Origin of the sequence: Caloramator mitchellensis (assembly GCF_001440545.1) — a bacterium.
Classification (GTDB): domain Bacteria; phylum Bacillota; class Clostridia; order Clostridiales; family Caloramatoraceae; genus Caloramator; species Caloramator mitchellensis.
On record NZ_LKHP01000001.1, the window covers coordinates 18,259 to 36,886 of the forward strand.

The 18,628-nt window shown below is 34.0% G+C and carries 19 protein-coding genes; all 19 read left to right on the forward strand.

The genetic code is table 11. The features are described 5' to 3' along the window. The first annotated feature begins 79 nt into the window (after positions 1-79). The 19 genes from ABG79_RS00100 to accD all read left to right on the forward strand — a co-directional run bounded on the left by ABG79_RS00100 (position 80) and on the right by accD (position 18,624). Positions 80-2,359, forward strand: coding sequence for a glycoside hydrolase family 65 protein (locus ABG79_RS00100; RefSeq protein WP_057975853.1), 2,280 nt, complete (start codon positions 80-82; stop codon positions 2,357-2,359). A 71-nt stretch (positions 2,360-2,430) separates the two neighbouring features. Next, positions 2,431-3,453 (forward strand): LacI family DNA-binding transcriptional regulator, encoded by a 1,023-nt coding sequence (locus ABG79_RS00105; RefSeq protein WP_057975855.1) that lies wholly within the window; start codon positions 2,431-2,433, stop codon positions 3,451-3,453. A gap of 38 nt (positions 3,454-3,491) precedes the next feature. After that, positions 3,492-4,703, forward strand: coding sequence for an ABC transporter substrate-binding protein (locus ABG79_RS00110; protein ID WP_057975857.1), 1,212 nt, complete (start codon positions 3,492-3,494; stop codon positions 4,701-4,703). 43 nt (positions 4,704-4,746) lie between these two features. Then, entirely contained in the window at positions 4,747-5,691 is a 945-nt protein-coding gene (locus ABG79_RS00115) for a carbohydrate ABC transporter permease (RefSeq protein WP_242859282.1), read from the forward strand. Between the two features lie 9 nt (positions 5,692-5,700). Further along, complete coding sequence (locus tag ABG79_RS00120) at positions 5,701-6,522, forward strand: carbohydrate ABC transporter permease (RefSeq protein ID WP_057975859.1); 822 nt, start codon at positions 5,701-5,703, stop codon at positions 6,520-6,522. A gap of 134 nt (positions 6,523-6,656) precedes the next feature. Next, the gene (proB, locus tag ABG79_RS00125; protein ID WP_057976444.1) at positions 6,657-7,763 is read left to right on the forward strand and encodes a glutamate 5-kinase; all 1,107 of its coding nucleotides are present in this window, start codon (positions 6,657-6,659) and stop codon (positions 7,761-7,763) included. A 13-nt stretch (positions 7,764-7,776) separates the two neighbouring features. Further along, positions 7,777-9,027 (forward strand): glutamate-5-semialdehyde dehydrogenase, encoded by a 1,251-nt coding sequence (locus ABG79_RS00130; RefSeq protein ID WP_083490248.1) that lies wholly within the window; start codon positions 7,777-7,779, stop codon positions 9,025-9,027. 221 nt (positions 9,028-9,248) lie between these two features. Next, positions 9,249-9,764 carry a biotin transporter BioY gene (locus tag ABG79_RS00135; protein WP_200956774.1) on the forward strand — a complete coding sequence of 172 codons (516 nt, stop codon included), beginning with the start codon at positions 9,249-9,251 and terminating at the stop codon, positions 9,762-9,764. A 4-nt stretch (positions 9,765-9,768) separates the two neighbouring features. Beyond that, positions 9,769-10,230, forward strand: a complete 462-nt coding sequence (locus ABG79_RS00140; RefSeq protein ID WP_057975861.1) for a MarR family winged helix-turn-helix transcriptional regulator — start codon at positions 9,769-9,771, stop codon at positions 10,228-10,230. 5 nt (positions 10,231-10,235) lie between these two features. Then, entirely contained in the window at positions 10,236-11,204 is a 969-nt protein-coding gene (locus tag ABG79_RS00145; protein ID WP_057975863.1) for a beta-ketoacyl-ACP synthase III, read from the forward strand. 115 nt (positions 11,205-11,319) lie between these two features. Then, positions 11,320-11,541, forward strand: a complete 222-nt coding sequence (acpP, locus tag ABG79_RS00150; protein WP_057975865.1) for an acyl carrier protein — start codon at positions 11,320-11,322, stop codon at positions 11,539-11,541. Positions 11,542-11,606: 65 nt separating this feature from the next. Continuing rightward, positions 11,607-12,548 (forward strand): enoyl-[acyl-carrier-protein] reductase FabK, encoded by a 942-nt coding sequence (gene fabK / locus ABG79_RS00155; RefSeq protein WP_057975867.1) that lies wholly within the window; start codon positions 11,607-11,609, stop codon positions 12,546-12,548. A gap of 15 nt (positions 12,549-12,563) precedes the next feature. Further along, the gene (fabD, locus tag ABG79_RS00160) at positions 12,564-13,499 is read left to right on the forward strand and encodes an ACP S-malonyltransferase (RefSeq protein WP_057975869.1); all 936 of its coding nucleotides are present in this window, start codon (positions 12,564-12,566) and stop codon (positions 13,497-13,499) included. Beyond that, entirely contained in the window at positions 13,493-14,233 is a 741-nt protein-coding gene (gene fabG, locus ABG79_RS00165; RefSeq protein ID WP_057975871.1) for a 3-oxoacyl-[acyl-carrier-protein] reductase, read from the forward strand. Before fabD ends, fabG begins: the two co-directional genes overlap by 7 nt. A gap of 12 nt (positions 14,234-14,245) precedes the next feature. Next, positions 14,246-15,490 carry a beta-ketoacyl-ACP synthase II gene (gene fabF / locus ABG79_RS00170; RefSeq protein ID WP_057975873.1) on the forward strand — a complete coding sequence of 415 codons (1,245 nt, stop codon included), beginning with the start codon at positions 14,246-14,248 and terminating at the stop codon, positions 15,488-15,490. Positions 15,491-15,492: 2 nt separating this feature from the next. After that, positions 15,493-15,945, forward strand: a complete 453-nt coding sequence (accB, locus tag ABG79_RS00175; protein ID WP_057975875.1) for an acetyl-CoA carboxylase biotin carboxyl carrier protein — start codon at positions 15,493-15,495, stop codon at positions 15,943-15,945. Between the two features lie 9 nt (positions 15,946-15,954). Then, complete coding sequence (fabZ, locus tag ABG79_RS00180; protein WP_057975877.1) at positions 15,955-16,386, forward strand: 3-hydroxyacyl-ACP dehydratase FabZ; 432 nt, start codon at positions 15,955-15,957, stop codon at positions 16,384-16,386. A 4-nt stretch (positions 16,387-16,390) separates the two neighbouring features. Continuing rightward, on the forward strand, positions 16,391-17,734 hold the full coding sequence (locus ABG79_RS00185) for an acetyl-CoA carboxylase biotin carboxylase subunit (RefSeq protein ID WP_057975879.1): 1,344 nt from the start codon (positions 16,391-16,393) through the stop codon (positions 17,732-17,734). Positions 17,735-17,751: 17 nt separating this feature from the next. Further along, entirely contained in the window at positions 17,752-18,624 is an 873-nt protein-coding gene (accD, locus tag ABG79_RS00190) for an acetyl-CoA carboxylase, carboxyltransferase subunit beta (protein WP_057975881.1), read from the forward strand. The last annotated feature ends 4 nt before the right edge of the window (positions 18,625-18,628 follow it).

Consider the following 18,628-nt stretch of genomic DNA (forward strand, 5'->3'; position numbering starts at 1 on the left):
AATAATATTGCAAAATTAACAAAATTTTCTTATAATAAAATTAACGAAAACGATTACGGAAATTTTAGGAGGTTTTTAAATGGTAAAATTGTGGGAGATAAATTTGAATAATTATGATTGGAAAAACAATAGAAAATATGAAACTATATTCACGCTTGCTAATGGATACAGGGGTTTCAGGGGAATACAGGACTTTTCGAAAAGGTATGAATGTGGAAATTTTATAGCTGGAATATTCGACAAGAACGATGCACAGGTTACTGAGATAGTTAACTGCCAAAATCCTCTGTTATTAAACATATATTTTGACAATGAATTGGTTGATATAGATACTTCAGAAGTAATAAATTTTGAAAGAAAGCTCAACATGAAGGAAGGAGTGTTATATTCTACATATTCACTTAAATTGCCATCGGGTAGGATGGTTAAAATAGATAAAGAGAGATTTGTGAGCAGAAATAATGTCCATAGATACGGTGAAAAAATAAAGATAAAACCTTTAAACTTTTCAGGGAAGATGTTTGTAGAAAACTTAATAGATGGTTCAGTAACAAATAGCACATATGACCCTTATAATCGTTCTAAACATATAAGAGTTGAAAAAGCATTAGATTTAAAGCCGGGTATACTTTTGAGCACAAAGACAATTGATAAAGGGATTGAAATAGTAGAAGCAACTACGATTTATGCAGAATGTGAAGGGGAAAATATATTTAAATCCAGAAAATTCAGCAACTTTGGTGAAGTATCGAGGGAAGTTTACGAGGCGTTTGTAAAAGAAGGAAAAGAATTTGTTCTGTTCAAATATGGGACAACCTTTACATCCAGGGATTCAAATCTTGATTTGATTAATTTAACCAAAGTTGAACTCGATGAATTCTTGAAACAGGGATATGAAGATGAAAAACAAAAGCATATTAATGTATGGGAAGAATTATGGAATAAGATTGATATACAGATTAATGGAGATGAAGCAGCTCAGATAGGAATTAGATTTAATCTGTTTCAATTAGCTTCTTCTGCTTATGAAGGGGACACAAGAGTTAGTATAGCGGCTAAAGCTCTTCATGGTGAAGGATATAAAGGACATGTTTTTTGGGATACTGAAACTTTTATGCTGCCGTTCTTTATTTATACAAATCCCAAAGTAGCAAGAGCATTACTTATGTATAGATATAATACTCTTGACGGTGCCAGAAAAAATGCAAAGATGAATGGCTATAAAGGAGCTCAATTTCCTTGGGAGTCTGCTGACGACGGTTTAGAAGTTACACCTAAGTGGGGCTTTGGATATAATGGTGAACCTATCAGAATTTGGACTGGTGAAGAAGAATTCCATATAAACGCAGATATTTCATTTGCAGTATGGGAATATTATAGAGCAACAGGCGACGAAGATTTTTGGCTAAATTACGGCATAGAGATAATACTTGATACAGCAAAGTTCTGGAACAGCAGATTGGAATACAATAAGGAATACGATAGATACGAAATAAATAAAGTGATAGGGCCTGATGAGTTCCATGAACATGTGAATAACAATGTATTTACTAATTATTTGGCTAAATGGAATATGAAGAAGGCTGTTGAGGTTGCAAAGCAACTTAATCAAATCAACTTAAACAAATATAGGGCATTGTGCAACAATTTATGTTTGTCTGAAATTGATTTTAATGAATGGGAAAATAGGTTAAATAAAATTTATATACCTATGGCGAAGGATGGCAAGTTAATAGAACAATTTGAGGGCTATTTCGAATTAGCAGATATTCCCATAACAAAATATGACTCTAATGGAATGCCAAAATGGCCGGACCTGAAGGGATTAAAACTTCATGATACTCAGCTTATAAAACAGGCAGATATTGTAATGCTGATGCTAATGCTTGAGGATGAATTCAGCGATGAAGTTAAGAAAATAAACTATGAATACTATGAAAAAAGAACTATGCACAAATCCTCATTAAGTCCGTCTATGTATTCAATTATGGGTCTTAAAGTTGGGGATAGGCAAAATTCATACAAGTATTTTATGAAAACAATTTACACCGACATTGAAGATAATCAAGGGAATGCCGCGCATGGCTTACATGCAGCATCAACTGGAGGGTCGTGGCAAAGTGCAGTATTTGGATTTGGAGGATTCAGTATCGATAACGAAGAAATCCCAAACTTTAACCCATGGATTCCTGAAAATTGGAATGAATTTTCCTATAAATTAAATTGGAAGGGCACTGAATTAAGGATAACGATTGATAAGGAGAAGGTTGGGGTAAGAGCAGATAATGATATTTTAGTTAAGATTTATGGAAATAAATTCAATTTAGTAAAAGATGAAGAGATTTTTGTAAGTAGATGATAAAAAAGGTGCTTACAGTTTTTAAATAGATTTTTCAAAATTAACTCGCTGCGGCGAAAATGGAGGGAAATATGGATAAGAATATAACAATTAAAGATGTTGCTAAAAAGGCGGGTGTTTCTGTAAGCACTGTCTCAAGAGCATTTAACAATTATAGCGATATCAATGCAGAAACAAGGGAATATATACTTAAAATTGCAGATGAATTGGGATACAAGCCCAATATCGTTGCTAAAAGCTTAAGTTCAAATAAAAATTTCAGATTGGGAATGCTGGTTGAAGACTATGACTTAACTGGAATGTTGAATCCTTTGGTTTTTCAAATGCTTATGGCTTTTAAGAATACTGCTGATAAACAGGGATTTGAAACAGTCCTACTTTCAACAAGTTCAGACATGCAAAAGACGCAGAACCTTAAAAAACTTTATACTGAAAAACAACTTGATGGAGCCTTTATAATGGGTTTAAAACTAACAGATGATTACTATAAAGAACTCAGCGAATTTGAACTCCCATGTGTATTATATGACATTCATATAAATAATCCAAACGTAGGGTGCGTAGGTGTAGATAATATTAAAGGCGCATTTTTAGCAGTTGAACATTTGATTAAATTAGGACACAAAAAAATTGCTATGATAAATGGTCATAAGGATGCTTTTGTAAGTTTTGAAAGATTAGATGGATACTTACTTGCGTTAAATAGATATGGAATAAATATAGAGCAGGAATTAGTTGTAAATGCTGATTTTACTGATCAAGGAGCAGCAAAAACGGCAGAGGAATTGATAAAAAAACACAACGACATAACTGCTATTTTCTGTGCCAGCGACCTTATGGCAATTGGAGCAATAAATGCGTTAAGCAATATAGGTTATTCTATTCCAGAAGATATCTCGATTGTTGGATTTGATGACTTGTATTTAGCGCAGCTTTCAAATCCAAAGCTTACAACAATAAAGCAGGATACTACGCTGATTGGGGAGTCGGCAGCTAATATATTAATTAATTTGATTTCTGGTCAAAGAATAGGAAGGGTTGTTATTCAACCTGAGCTTATTGTTAGAGAATCGACAGCTAAATCATCAGTTTAAAACCCGAAGGGGTTAAAATATTATAAAGGGGGATCCATATGAAAAAACTTATTTCACTACTAATGACTTTTGTCTTAGTTGTTGGATTGTTTGCAGGCTTTAGTTTAAATTCAGAACCTGCAAATGCAGCATCAAAAACTGTAATTAAGTTGGGATGTTGGGGCTCTTCACCAGCTGAAACAGAACTCCTGGACAACCAAATTAAGGAGTTTGAAAAACTTTATCCAAACATTAAAATCGAAAAACAGGTTATCACAGGTGACTACAATCAACAAATGCAGGTTAAATTTGCTTCAAGGACTGAACCTGATGTGTTTTATCTTGACGTTTCACTTGCACCAGCATATATGGCTAAAAATGTAATTGAGCCATTAGATAAGTATATCGATAAGAATGATGTTAAGGATTTTGAAACATCATTGCTTAACGGATTTACAAGAAATGGTAAGATATATGGTTTGCCAAAGGACTACAATACATTAGCAATTTTCTATAATAAGGATATGTTTAAGGAAGCCGGTATAACTAAAGCTCCAACAACTTGGAAGGAATTAGAAGAAGCAGCAAAGAAGCTGACAAAGGATGGAGTAAAGGGTATGGCTCTATCAATTGATGCTGCAAGATTTATTCCGTTTATGTTCCAGGCAGGAGCTCAAATAAATAATGGAGATAAGCCTGTATTCAATACACCACAAGCTGCAAAGGGTTTGGATTTTTATGTATCACTATTGAAAAAGGGTTATGCAGCAACTCCAAAGGAACTTGGAGTAGGCTGGAATGGTGATGCCCTTGCTCAAAAGAAAGCAGCGATGGTTATAGAAGGTGGATGGATGATTCCGTTTATGAAGGATGCTGCACCTGATGTAAACTATGGAATAGCAAAATTGCCAAAGGGAGACAAAGAAGGAGATTTAGTATTTACAGTTGCATACGTTATGAGTGCTCGTTCAAAGCATAAGGCAGAAGCAGCTGAGGTTATAAAATTCTTAACAGGAAGGCAGGCGCTTTTAATGACAGCAGAAAGCGGACTTGCAATTCCATCGAGAAAATCTATGGGTGGAGTTTACACTCAAAAATATCCAGAAAGAAAACCATTAGTTGACATGGTAAGATATTCAAAAGTTTATCAATTTGGATTAAAGGGTGCAAAGATACTTGATTCATTAACAAAAGCATGTGAAAAATTGTATTACAAGAAAGTAAAAGATGCAAGAACAGCATTAGAACAAGCAGTAAAAGAAATTAAATAAGGGAAGCGGAATTCCGCTTCCCATTTTTAAAGGGGGTTATTTGATGAACCTGCAATTAGAGACAAAGAACAATTTTAAAAAAAATGTAATGACTATGAAAAAATTAAAAAGAAGAGAGCGGGTGGACGGATGGCTATTTGTAACTCCATTTGTTATATCTGCAGCTGTATTTTTTATAGGACCTTTGCTTGTAGCATTTATGTTAAGCTTTAAAGAATATTCTTATTTAGATATGATAAGCATGTTTGAAGCACCATGGGTTGGATTTGCTAATTATTTGAACGCTTTTCAGGATTCCACATTTTTAAAGGCATTATTGAATACTTCTATTTATTCACTTGGAGTAGTTCCGATTCAATTAACAATAGCGTTATTATTAGCTCTAATAGTTGATTCAAATTTAAAAGGAAAAACTTTTTTTAGAGTAGCCTATTATATTCCAACTGTGACTTCAACAGTTGCAGTTTCTGTAATGTTTATGTTTATTTTCAAAACCGATGGAATATTGAATAGGATTTTAGCTATATTCAATTTGCCAGCCTATAACTGGTTTGGGGATACAAGGCTTGCACTTCCTTCTATTATGATGATGGCAATTTGGTCTTCGGTGGGTTTATATATGGTAATTTTTCTTGCAGGACTTCAGGATATACCAACTTCATTATATGAAGCTGCAAGAATTGATGGTGCAAACAAACTTCAGGAAGTTTTATATATAACAATACCTTTGTTAAAACCAACTATATTTTTTAATCTTGTTGTTTCATTAATAGGAACATTTCAGGTATTCGACCAAGCGTATGTTGTTTCAAATGGGACGGGTGGACCACTTGATTCAACAATGACAGTAGTATTATATTTATACAACACTGGATTTAGAGATTTTCAGATGGGTTACGCAAGCGCTATAGCCTTTATACTTTTTGCAATAATATTTATCTTGACGCTTATACAAAGAAAATTTTTTGGTGAGGAAACTGAATTTTGAGGTGATAAAATGAATAGAAAATTGTCTGTTTCAAAGCTGATTTTTTATATTGTTTTGATTGGTTATGCAATTATATGCTTAGGTCCTTTTTTATGGAGTTTTATTACTTCTTTTAAACCAACAAGCGAGATTAATAATTTTAATATTAACTTTAAAACTTTATCAGCTAAAAATTATGTATTCTTGTGGAAGGAATTCCCTTTTGCAAGATGGGTTTTTAATAGCATTTATGTTGCACTTATTGTAACCTTTGGTAATTTATTGTTTAACTCTATGGCAGGATATGCTCTTGCAAGAATTAATTTCCCAGGAAAAAAAGTATTATTTTTCGCCATACTTGGTATGATGATGGTTCCAGGGCAAGTTGTAATGGTTCCTACTTTTATTTTATTATCAAAGCTAGGGTGGGTTAACACCTACAAAGGGCTTACAATTCCTTTTTTAACAAGTCTATTTGGAATCTTCTTGATGAGACAGTTTTTTACTTCAATTCCAAAGGCCATAGAGGAATCTGCTATGATAGATGGTCTAAGCCGATTTGGAATATTCTTTAGAATAGTTTTACCACTTGCAAGACCAGCTCTTTCAACACAATTTATTTTAATGTTTACAGGCAACTGGAATAGTTTCTTATGGCCAAGTTTACTTGCACAATCTGAGGAAATGTTTACTCTACCTGTTGGACTTAATTCATTTTATGGTCAATATTATCAATTTTGGGATCAAGTATTAGCAGGAGTGATGATACTTTCAATTCCAACAATTCTAATATTCTTGATTTTCCAAAGAAATTTTATAAAGGGAATTGCTACAACTGGTTTAAAAGAATAGAATCATGATACCCCCCTCTCAAACGCCTTTAAGGCGTTTTTTTATTGCAAAAATTTATTAGTTATTATAAAATTTAAATAATTTCAAAAAATGAAAAAATGTTAATTAAAAAATTCAATAAAGTAGGTGATAACTTGAACAGAAGTGAATATTTTAAGGATAAAAAGAGAGTGGTTATTAAAATTGGCTCATCGACGCTGACACACAGCAATGGCTTACCTAATTATGATATGATGGAAAAATTAATAAGACAGATTGCAGATTTAAAAAATGCAGGTTATGAAATAATAATTGTTACATCTGGAGCAATTGGAGCTGGTATGGCAAAGTTGAAATTAAAGCAAAGGCCAAAAACAATTCCAGAAAAGCAAGCCTGCGCTGCTGTTGGACAAGGACTTTTGATGCACATTTATGAAAAGATTTTTTCAGAGTATGGCATTATAGTTGGTCAGATACTTCTAACAAGGGAGGATATTAATAATAGAATTAGGTTTTTGAATGCAAGGAATTCTATATTTAGCTTACTGAAAAATGGAATAGTTCCAATTATAAACGAAAATGATGCTGTAGCTGTTGATGAAATAAAAATTGGAGATAACGATACACTATCGGCACTAGTTTCCATACTCGTGGAAGGTGATTTGTTAATTATTTTATCTGATATTGAAGGACTTTATAATAAAAACCCTTTAATATATCCTGATGCAGAATTGATTTCTACTGTAGAAAGTATTGACGAATCGATAATAAATATAGCAGGAGGAGCTGGGTCTAAACTTGGAACAGGGGGGATGGCGACTAAAATTGAAGCAGCAAAAATTGCGCTTTCATCTGGAATTTCTATGATTATCGCAAAAGGAAGCAATGATAGAGTTTTATATAGAATACTTAAAGGTGAAAATATAGGGACTATATTTTTGAGCAGTGAAGAAAAGTTGAACTTAAGAAAAAGATGGATTGCTTTTGGAAGTAAGATAAAGGGTAAAATTATTATAGACGATGGGGCAGTAAAAGCACTTGTTAACCAGAATAAGAGTCTGCTAAAAACTGGGATAAAAACAATAGAAGGAAATTTCTCTTCAGGTGATAGTGTAGCTGTATTAGATTTGGAGGGAAATGAAATAGCAAAGGGGCTAGTTAATTTTTCAGCGTTGGAATTGCTAGAAATAATAAATTCTGATAAAAAAAATAATCAAAATTATAAGGAAGTAATCCATAGGGATAATATGGTTATTTTATAAGGAGTGAAGGATTGTGGAAAACTATGTAATTTTAAAGGCCAAAATGGCTAAGGAAAGTTCAAGTGAGATTGCAAAAATGGATACTAATTCAAAAAATTTAATGCTTTTAAAAATGTCTGAAGGATTAGAAAATAGTTTAGATATAATAATTGAAGAAAATAAAAAGGATGTGTTTAAAGCAAAGGAAAAAGGTTTTTCAAGTGCTTTAATAGATAGATTAACATTAAATGAAAAAAGGATAAAAGAAATGGCAAATGGACTAAGAAAAATAGCACAACTTGATGATCCGATAGGAAAAACTGTTTCTGCTTGGACAAGACCTAATGGTCTGCAAATACAACAGGTTAGAGTTCCCTTGGGGGTTATTGGAATAATATATGAGGCTAGACCAAATGTTACCTCTGATGCAGCAGGATTGTGTATAAAATCAGGAAATGCAGTTATACTTAAGGGTGGCTCTGAAGCAATTAATTCAAACAAAATAATTGTAGATGTCTTAAGACAGTCTTTAGAAAAGAATGGTTTTAATAAAGAATTTATTCAATTTATTGACGTTACTGACAGAGAAGCAGTTAAAATGCTTATGAAGCTAAATGAATATATAGATGTTTTAATTCCAAGAGGAGGAGAAGGGCTTATCAAATTTGTTGTTGAAAATTCAACTGTTCCTGTAATTGAAACAGGAGTTGGCAACTGCCATATATACGTTGATTCAAGTGCTGACTTTGAAATGGCAGAGAACATCATTATAAATGCCAAGGTTCAAAGGCCAGGCGTTTGCAATGCTGCAGAGAGCCTTTTAGTAAATGAAGATATTGCTTCAGAATTCTTGCCAGTAATATGTAAAAAATTAATTGATATGGGAGTTGAAGTAAGGGGTTGTGAAAAAACTAGACAAATTATTAATGATGTAATTCAAGCTACTGAAGAAGACTTTAAAACGGAATTTTTAGACCTGATAATTTCTGTTAAGGTGGTCGAAGGTATTGATGAGGCGATAAAACACATAAATAGATATGGAACAAAACATTCAGAATCCATTATAACAAAGGATTATTTTAATGCGAATAAATTTTTAAGAGAAGTAGATGCTGCAGCAGTGTATGCAAATGCTTCTACTAGATTTACTGATGGATTTGAATTTGGCTTTGGTGCTGAAATTGGAATAAGCACCCAGAAAATGCATGCAAGGGGACCTATGGGACTTGAAGCATTAACAAGTGTAAAATACGTTGTTTATGGAGAAGGTCAAATAAGAGAATAATATTAATTAATTTAGCATTTAAGTGTAAACTTTTTTTAAGATTCAATTATGATCAATAATCCCATCAACGAATTTGAAAATCGTTCATGGGATTTATATTTTGATTCATGACCTTATTAATTTTATTTAACTAATATTTTCTTGACGTTATGAATATATTATAATAAAATATATTTTGAAAATAAAAATATTTGATAATCAAAATATATGGAGGGGTTATTTTGAATATAAGAAAAATGACAAAGATAGCATTGTTCGCAGCACTGATTAGTGTTCTATCTCTCGTATCAATCCCCATAGGAACTGTTCCTATAACATTGCAAACTTTTGCAATACTGTTAACTGGAATTGTTTTAGGACCAACTGATGGAGGTTTAGCTGTTTTAACTTACATATTGCTAGGTTCAATTGGATTGCCAGTTTTTGCTGGAGGAAAGGCTGGATTCCAAGTGATTTTTGGTCCTACTGGTGGTTACATTTTATCGTTCCCTATAGCAGCATATACTGCAGGAATGGCTATCAAACAATACAATTCTATTAAGCAAGCTGTTATAATAATATGTAGTATTTTAGTTGTCTATTTAATTGGAGTTCCTTATTTAAAGCTTATGACTGGGATGGATATTTATAAAGCTTTAAAGATAGGGCTAATTCCATTCATTATACCGGATATGATAAAAGCATTTATAGCATTATACCTTGGGAAAATAATAAAAAGAAGAGTTGCTATGGGGTGATTAAATGAATAAGACCTATACGGTGTTAAACCAGTTACTTGTTGATATTTTTAACGACATCTTGATAATTGAGCAGAATGCATTAAAGGGAAGCGAACTTGGCGATTTATCAATAACAGAGGTTCATACAATTGAGGCAATTGGCAAGCAGAGCGGTAGAACTATGAGTGAAGTTGCTCAGGATTTAAAGGTAACTGTTGGTACCTTAACAATAATGGTAGATAAGCTTGTAAAAAAGGGATATGCTGAAAGATATAGGTCAGAAATTGATAGAAGAGTTGTTTATGTAAAACTTACTCACAAAGGAGAACTTGTTTATAAACTCCATGAGAGATTTCACCATGAAATGATAAGGAATATAATAAGCGATTTAAATGAAAATGAAGAAGAAATTCTAATTAGTTCCTTAGAAAAGTTAAAGGAATTCTTTAAAAAGAAATATGAATTAATACTAAGAAAAGAGTGATTTAAATGAAAGAGGTAAGAATATTATCAACAGGAAGATATGTTCCTGAGAAGATACTTGATAATGATTTCTTAAGCCATATTGTTGACACAAATGATGAATGGATAACAACAAGAACAGGAATTAAAGAGAGAAGAATATCGACTGGTGAAAACACATCTGACCTTGCAGTTAAAGCTGCTCAAGATGCATTAAGAAAAGTAAATATGAAACCTGAACAAATTGAGCTAATAATAGTTGCAACAGTTACTCCAGATAACTTTACCCCTTCCGTATCCTGCATTGTTCAAGAAAAAATAGGAGCTAAAAGTGCTGCATGCTTTGATATTAATGCAGCGTGTTCAGGATACTTATATTCTATCGATATAGCAAGTTCCATGATTAAAGGTGGAAGATACAAAAACGCGCTTATAATTGGTGTAGAGGTATTATCCAAGGTAGTAAATTGGAAGGATAGGAACACATGCGTTTTGTTTGGTGATGGAGCTGGTGCAGCAATATTATCAATTAGTGAAGAAAAAGGCATATATTCTTCATTTATTGCATCCGATGGTTCAAAGGGAAATTTGTTGAAAATCCCAGCACTTCAGGTGAACAACATTGTTGCCACTGTAGAAAAGGAAGAAAGCTTTATATATATGGATGGAAAAGAAGTATTCAAGTTTGCAACCGAAGTTATAGTTAATAGTATTCAAAGGGTTTTAGATGAATCAAACTTAAACATAGAAGATATAAAGCTAATTGTTCCTCATCAGGCCAACATTAGGATAATTGAGTTTGCAGCTAAAAAATTAAAGTTGAGGACGGATAAATTTTATATAAACATCGAAAGATTTGGAAATACTTCGGCTGCAAGTATAGGAATTGCATTAGATGAGGCAATAGAAAAAGGGCTACTTAACAAAGGAGACAATGTCATACTTGTTGGATTTGGAGGAGGACTAACCTGGGGTGCTTCACTTATTAAAATTTAATTTTATTGATTAATATTTTGAAAATCAAAAATTTTGATTTTTAAAATAAGTTAAATTTTTGCTCTAAGATCTTTTAAGTATTTAAAAATTTTTTAATTTGAAAGGGGAATTTAATATGGTACTTGAAAAATTAACAAACATCATTTCAGAAAATTTAGGAACAAGTGCAGAGGAGATAAAGCTTGAAACAAGTTTTGAGGAGCTTGGACTTGATTCACTTGATATTGTTGAACTTGTAATGAACATTGAAGAGGAATTTGATATTCAAATTGAAGAGGGAGAAAATTTCAAGACAGTAGGCGATGTAGTAACATACATAGAGTCTAAACTAGAATAGTTTTAAAAACTGTAAAAGATGTTCTCCAGTTTCTAAAATAAAAATTTTTATCTGGAGGTATAAAGATGTTTAACACACGGATTACTGAATTAGTAGGTATAAAATATCCCATTTTTCAAGGTGGAATGGCATGGATAGCAGATGCATCACTTGCATCTGCTGTATCAAATGCAGGTGGTCTTGGAATAATAGCAGCTGGTAATGCACCAGCTGATTGGGTAAGGGAAGAAATAAAGAAGGCAAAGCACCTTACTGATAAGCCATTTGGAGTTAATATAATGCTTTTGAGTCCATATGCTGAAGAAGTTGCAAAGGTAGTAGCAGAAGAAAAGGTAAAGGTAGTTACAACGGGTGCTGGAAATCCTTCAAAATATATAAATCTTTGGAAGGAAAGCGGTATAGTTGTAATTCCAGTTGTGCCTTCGGTTGCTCTTGCAAGACGAGTTGAAAAATACGGAGCTGATGCAGTAATTGCAGAAGGTGGAGAATCTGGAGGTCACGTTGGAGAGTTGACTACAATGGCTCTAATTCCCCAGGTTGTGGATGCTGTTAATATTCCAGTTATTGCAGCTGGTGGTATAGGAGATGGAAGAGGAGTCGCAGCAGCCCTAATGCTTGGTGCTGAAGGAGTTCAGCTTGGAACAAGATTTCTTGTCGCAAAGGAATGCACAGTCCATGAAAACTACAAGCAAATGGTTTTAAAGGCAAAGGATATAGATACAGTAGTGACAGGAAGGTTTACAGGACATCCAGTAAGAATTCTATTTAATAAACTCGCAAGAATAATGAACCAGTTTGAAAAGGAAGGAAGCGTCGAGAAATTTGAAGAGATGGGAAAGGGAAGTCTCCAAAGGGCAGCAAAATCAGGTGATATAGAGATGGGTTCAGTAATGGCAGGACAGATTGCAGGACTTGTGAAAAAGGAACAAAGCTGCAGCGAGATAATAGAAGAGATATTTAAAGAGGCTGAAGAAGCGATTAGAAAGAATACAGGTAAATATTTGTAATTTTGGAGGTGCAATGTGGGGAAAATAGCTTTTGTTTTTCCAGGTCAGGGTGCCCAGTATGTAGGAATGGGAAAAGAACTTTATGATAATATAGAACTTTCCAGGGAAGTTTTTGAAATAGCTAATGAGGCATTTGATGGTGATGTCTCAAGGCTGTGTTTTGAAGGGCCCAAGGAAGATTTAGACAGAACTGAAAATACGCAGGTTTGCGTCTTGACTGCAAGCATTGCAGCATTGATGGCTTTAAAGGAAAGAGGAATCAAAGCAGATGCAGTTGCAGGCTTTAGCCTTGGTGAATATTCTGCACTTGTTGCAGCTGATGTAATAAATATTTATGATGCGGTTAAAATAGTTAAGATAAGGTCAGATTTAATGCAAGATGCATTTAAAGATACTAATTACGGTATGGCTGCGATTATAGGTCTTGAACTAAATGAAGTCAGAAATATAGTAGAGGAAGCATGTAAAATAGAATTTATTGAAGTTGCAAACATAAACTGTCCAAAGCAGACAGTAATCGCTGGACATAAAAAAGCATTAGAAGCTGCAAGCAATGTGGCAATTGAAAAGGGAGGAAAGGCTATCAGGCTTTCAGTAAGCGGTGCTTTTCACACAATCCTTTTAAACCAAGCAGCAGATAAGTTTTATAAAGAAATTGAAAAATTTGAATTTAAACCCCCTTTTATTCCAATTATAGCAAATGAGACTGGAGATTATTTGAATGGTGATATAAAAGAATCTCTAAAGATGCAGATGAAAAGCTCTGTTCTTTGGGAGGACAGCGTAAAAAGACTTATACAGGATGGCTTTGATACTTTTATAGAAATAGGGCCTGGAAAGGTATTATCAGGATTTATTAAAAAGATAGACAGGAAAGTAAGAGTATTAAATATTGAAGATATGAAATCCCTTGAAAATACAATTAATGCATTGGGGGAGATTAAATGTTAAGAGGAAAAATAGCAATTATAACAGGCGCAGCAAAGGGAATAGGTCGAGATATTGCAATAAAACTTGCAAAAGAGGGAGCAGATGTAGTTATAAATTATAGAACTTGTAACGACAGATTAAAGGAACTTGAAAATACAATAAAAGAAATTGGAAGAGAAGTTCTGATGGTTCAGGCTGATGTCAGCAATTTTGATGAAACAAAGGTTCTAGTAGAAAAATGCATAGAGAAATTTGGCAAGATAGATATATTAGTCAATAATGCAGGGATAACAAGAGATAATTTAATAATGAGAATGACAGAAGATGACTTTGATGATGTATATAAAACAAATTTAAAGGGTGCATTCAATTTAATAAAACATGCAATTCCATATATGATAAAGCAAAAGAATGGAAGAATAATAAATATTTCTTCAGTGATTGGTCTTATTGGAAATGCAGGACAAGCAAACTATGCAGCAGCAAAGGCTGGACTTATAGGTCTAACTAAGTCAGTTGCAAAGGAAGTGGCATCAAGAAATATAACTGTAAACGCAGTAGCTCCAGGATATATAAAGACAGACATGACTGATAAACTTCCAGAGAAAATAAAGGAAAAGATGATGGAATATATTCCGCTTAAAAGGTTTGGAGAAACTGAAGATGTTGCAAATTTAGTAGCATTTTTAGCTTCAGAAAATGCGGCATATATAACTGGACAAGTAATTAATGTTGATGGTGGAATGGTAATTTAAGAGGTGATTCAGATGAAAAGAAGAGTTGTTATAACTGGACTTGGGGCAGTAACCCCAATTGGAAACAATGTTGCAGATTTTTGGAAAAGTATAAAAGAAGGAAAATGCGGTATAGATATTATTAAAAGTTTCGACACTGAAAGTTTTAAAGTAAAAGTAGCTGCAGAGGTAAAAGACTTTGATGCAGCAGAATTTTTAGACAGAAAAGAATCCAAAAGGATGGACAGATTTTGTCAGTTTGCGATGGTAGCTGCAGATGAAGCTATTAAGGATTCTAACATTGATTTAGAGAAAATAGATAAAAATAGATTTGGAGTAGTTATAGGTTCAGGAATTGGGGGACTTTCAACAATTGAAAAAGAAAACACTAATTTAAATCAAAAAGGTCCCAATAGAGTTGCACCTCTTTTTATCCCAATGGCAATAGTAAACATGGCATCAGGCAACGTCGCAATTAAGTATGGTGCGAAGGGAATTTGCTCTTCAGTTGTAACTGCCTGCGCATCAGGGACTAATGCTATTGGAGAGGCATTCAGATACATTCAAATGGGATATGCTGATGTTTTAATAGCAGGGGGAGCAGAGGCACCGATTACCCCCCTTGCACTAGCCGGGTTTACCAACTTAACAGCTCTTACAAATTCGAACGAACCTAATAAGGCTTGCACCCCTTTTGACCTTAACAGAAGCGGATTTGTCATGGGGGAAGGTGCTGGAATATTGTTACTTGAGGAACTTGAACATGCAGTAAAGCGAGGAGCAAAAATTTACGGTGAAGTTACAGGTTACGGTTTTACATGCGATGCTTATCATATGACTGCACCATCTCCAGACGCTGAAGGTGCTGCAAGGGCAATTGAACAGGCGATAAATGATGCAGATGTTGCGTTAGAGGAAATATCATATATAAATGCTCACGGAACAAGCACTCCACTTAACGATAAATTGGAGACTGATGCTATTAAAAAGGTCTTTGGTGAATTAGCTTATAAAGTTCCTATAAGTTCAACGAAGTCGATGACGGGACATCTTCTTGGAGCTGCCGGTGCGATAGAAGCTATTATAAGCATAAAGGCAATTGAAGAAGGATACATTCCCGCAACAATAGGATACGAAACAAAAGACCCTGAATGTGACCTTGATTATGTTCCGAATCAGGGAAGAAAGCAAGATATAAATTGTGTCATTTCAAATAGCTTTGGATTTGGAGGGCATAACGCTTGTTTACTATTTAAAAAGTTTAATTTGGAGGGATAATTTTGGACATTAATGAAATTAAAGAACTAATTCAGTCAGTGGATAAATCAAGCTTGACATCCCTTGAAATTATTTCAAAAGATATGACTATTGTTATGAAGAAGGAAATAATGTATCAAAGTGTAGAGAATTTGCCAAAAACTACAATTCAATATGTTGATGTAAAGTCTGATGAAAATATCATAAAAGAAGAGAAAAAGGAAGTTTCAACTGCTAACTTGCATACAATAAAGGCACCTTTAGTAGGTGTATTTTACAGGTCACCGGGACCTAATTTGAATCCATTTGTTGAAGTTGGAACAAAGGTGAAAAAAGGAGATACTCTCTGTATCATAGAAGCAATGAAGATTATGAACGAGATACAATGCGATGTTGATGGTGAGATAGTTGAAATTCTTGTTCAAAATGAAAGCATGGTTGAATTTGGACAGGAGCTTTTTAGAATTAAAGTGTAGGTGAGGAAGATGATTTTTGCAGAGGATATATTAAAAATTGTCCCCCATAGATATCCATTCCTTTTAATAGATAGAATTGAAAGCATAACCCCAGGAGAAAAGGCAGTGGGAATTAAATGTGTCAGTATAAATGAGCCATTTTTTCAGGGGCATTTTCCAGGAAAACCAGTAATGCCAGGTGTTTTAATAATAGAAGCCCTTGCACAGGTGGGTGCCGTAGCTATTTTATCACTAGATGAATATAGAGGGAAGATAGCCTATTTTACTGGAATTAATGGTGCAAAATTTAGAAGAAAAGTAGTTCCTGGTGATGTTTTAAGACTGGAGGTTGAAATAATTAAAAGAAGAGGGCCAATAGGAATAGGAAAAGCAATTGCCTATGTTGATGACAAAAAGGCCTGTGAAGCTGAGATTTCCTTTGCAATTGGACTCGAGGAGTGATGCTATGTTTAAAAAGATACTTATTGCCAACAGAGGCGAGATAGCTGTTAGAATTATAAGAGCCTGCAAAGAAATGGGGATAAAGACTGTTGCAGTATTTTCGGAAGCTGACAGGGAAGCTCTTCATGTTCAGCTTGCTGATGAAGCAGTTTGTATAGGACCAGCTAAGGCAAGAGATAGCTATTTAAATATGGAAAATATAATAAGTGCTACAGTATTAACTGGAGCGGAGGCTATACACCCTGGGTTTGGTTTTTTATCTGAAAACAGTAAATTTGCAAGGTTATGTGAGGATTGCAATATTACCTTTATAGGTCCATCAGCAGAATCAATTGAAATGATGGGAAACAAATCAAAGGCAAGGGAAATTATGATTAAAGCTGGAGTCCCAGTAGTTCCAGGCTCTGAAGGCAGGGTGGAGACAATTGAAGATGCCATAAATATTTCCCAAGAAATAGGCTTTCCCGTTATGATTAAAGCATCTGCAGGCGGAGGCGGAAGAGGCATAAGGATTGTTCGTGGTTTGGAAGAGCTGAAGAAGGCATTTGAAACTGCTAAAAATGAGGCAAAAAACGCATTTGGAGATGACTCAATGTATATAGAAAAATTCGTTGAAAATCCAAAGCATATTGAGTTTCAAATACTTGCTGATTCTTATGGTAATACACTATATCTTGGTGAAAGAGACTGTTCGATGCAGAGAAGAAATCAAAAGATTATAGAGGAAGCTCCTTCAGCATTGATGAATCATAAGCTAAGAAAAAAGATGGGTGAAGTAGCAGTAAGGGCGGCAAAGGCAGTTAATTATAAAAATGCAGGAACGATTGAGTTTTTACTTGATAAAAATGGAGATTTTTATTTTATAGAAATGAATACAAGAATTCAGGTAGAACATCCTGTAACGGAGATGATTACAGGAATTGACCTTATAAAGGAGCAGATTAATATAGCTGCGGGGAAAAGATTAAACTTTTCTCAGGAAGATGTAGTTTTAGAAGGCCATGCAATAGAATGCAGAATTAATGCAGAAGATGTAGAAAATGATTTCAGGCCTTCACCTGGAAAGATTGAGTTTCTACATTTCCCAGGTGGAAATGGTGTAAGAATTGATAGTGCAATTTATCAGGGTTACACTATTCCACCAACGTATGATTCAATGATTGCAAAGCTTATTGTTCACGGCAAGGATAGAAACGAAGCAATACAAAGGATGAAAAGAGCACTTGAGGAGTTTGTGATAGAAGGAGTTAAAACAAATATTGATTTGCATTACAGATTATTAGGTGAAGAAGAATTTTTAGAAGGAAATTATGATACAGGGTATCTTATGAGAATTTTGCACCGTTGATTTAGGGTGGTGATTTAATGCTTAATTTATTTAAGAAAAAGCAGTATGTAACTGTTCCATCAGGTAAAACTGAACAAAAGACTGTTAATGAAATAGTTGAAAGCAAGAACAGCATACCTGATGGACTTTGGACAAAATGTGATGGATGTGGGAAGATAATTTTAAAAAGTGATTTAGAAAACAATCTAATGAAATGCCCTAATTGCAGCAAATACTTTAGGATTGCGGCAAGACAAAGGATAGATTTAGTCATAGATAATAATACTTTTAAAGAATATGATAGGGATATGATGAGTCTAAACCCCCTTGATTATCCTGAATATGAAATAAAACTTAAAAAATTGAATAAAGAAACAGGATTAAATGAGGCTGTTGTTACAGGAGAAGGACTTATTAACGGTGAAAAATGCGTTATTGCAGCAATGGACAGCAATTTTTTGATGGGAAGCATGGGCTCGGTAGTTGGTGAAAAAATTACAAGGGCAATAGAAAGAGCAACAGAGCAAAAGATACCTGTTATAATTTTTACTGCATCTGGTGGTGCGAGAATGCAAGAGGGTATTTTTTCGCTTATGCAGATGGCAAAAACAAGTGCTGCTATAAAAAGACATTCCGATGAGGGACTTTTATATGTTTCAGTATTGACGGATCCAACAACAGGTGGTGTAACTGCAAGTTTTGCAATGCTTGGAGATATTATACTTGCAGAACCTGGTGCACTTATAGGATTTGCAGGACCTAGGGTTATAGAGCAGACGATAAAACAAAAACTTCCTGAAGGATTTCAAAGGGCTGAGTTTCTTTTAGAACACGGATTTTTAGATGCTATAGTTAAAAGAGAAGAATTAAAGAAAACCCTTTATCAAATCCTTTTAATGCACAGGAGGTGATACT

Coding starts and splice junctions, on each gene's coding strand:
- fabZ (WP_057975877.1), top strand. CDS start 15,955: ATGATTTTTGCAGAGGATATATTAAAAATTGTCCCCCATAGATATCCA.
- ABG79_RS00100 (WP_057975853.1), top strand. CDS start 80: ATGGTAAAATTGTGGGAGATAAATTTGAATAATTATGATTGGAAAAAC.
- ABG79_RS00120 (WP_057975859.1), top strand. CDS start 5,701: ATGAATAGAAAATTGTCTGTTTCAAAGCTGATTTTTTATATTGTTTTG.
- fabF (WP_057975873.1), top strand. CDS start 14,246: ATGAAAAGAAGAGTTGTTATAACTGGACTTGGGGCAGTAACCCCAATT.
- accD (WP_057975881.1), top strand. CDS start 17,752: ATGCTTAATTTATTTAAGAAAAAGCAGTATGTAACTGTTCCATCAGGT.
- fabG (WP_057975871.1), top strand. CDS start 13,493: ATGTTAAGAGGAAAAATAGCAATTATAACAGGCGCAGCAAAGGGAATA.
- ABG79_RS00185 (WP_057975879.1), top strand. CDS start 16,391: ATGTTTAAAAAGATACTTATTGCCAACAGAGGCGAGATAGCTGTTAGA.
- ABG79_RS00105 (WP_057975855.1), top strand. CDS start 2,431: ATGGATAAGAATATAACAATTAAAGATGTTGCTAAAAAGGCGGGTGTT.
- ABG79_RS00140 (WP_057975861.1), top strand. CDS start 9,769: ATGAATAAGACCTATACGGTGTTAAACCAGTTACTTGTTGATATTTTT.
- acpP (WP_057975865.1), top strand. CDS start 11,320: ATGGTACTTGAAAAATTAACAAACATCATTTCAGAAAATTTAGGAACA.
- ABG79_RS00145 (WP_057975863.1), top strand. CDS start 10,236: ATGAAAGAGGTAAGAATATTATCAACAGGAAGATATGTTCCTGAGAAG.
- ABG79_RS00115 (WP_242859282.1), top strand. CDS start 4,747: ATGAACCTGCAATTAGAGACAAAGAACAATTTTAAAAAAAATGTAATG.
- ABG79_RS00110 (WP_057975857.1), top strand. CDS start 3,492: ATGAAAAAACTTATTTCACTACTAATGACTTTTGTCTTAGTTGTTGGA.
- fabK (WP_057975867.1), top strand. CDS start 11,607: ATGTTTAACACACGGATTACTGAATTAGTAGGTATAAAATATCCCATT.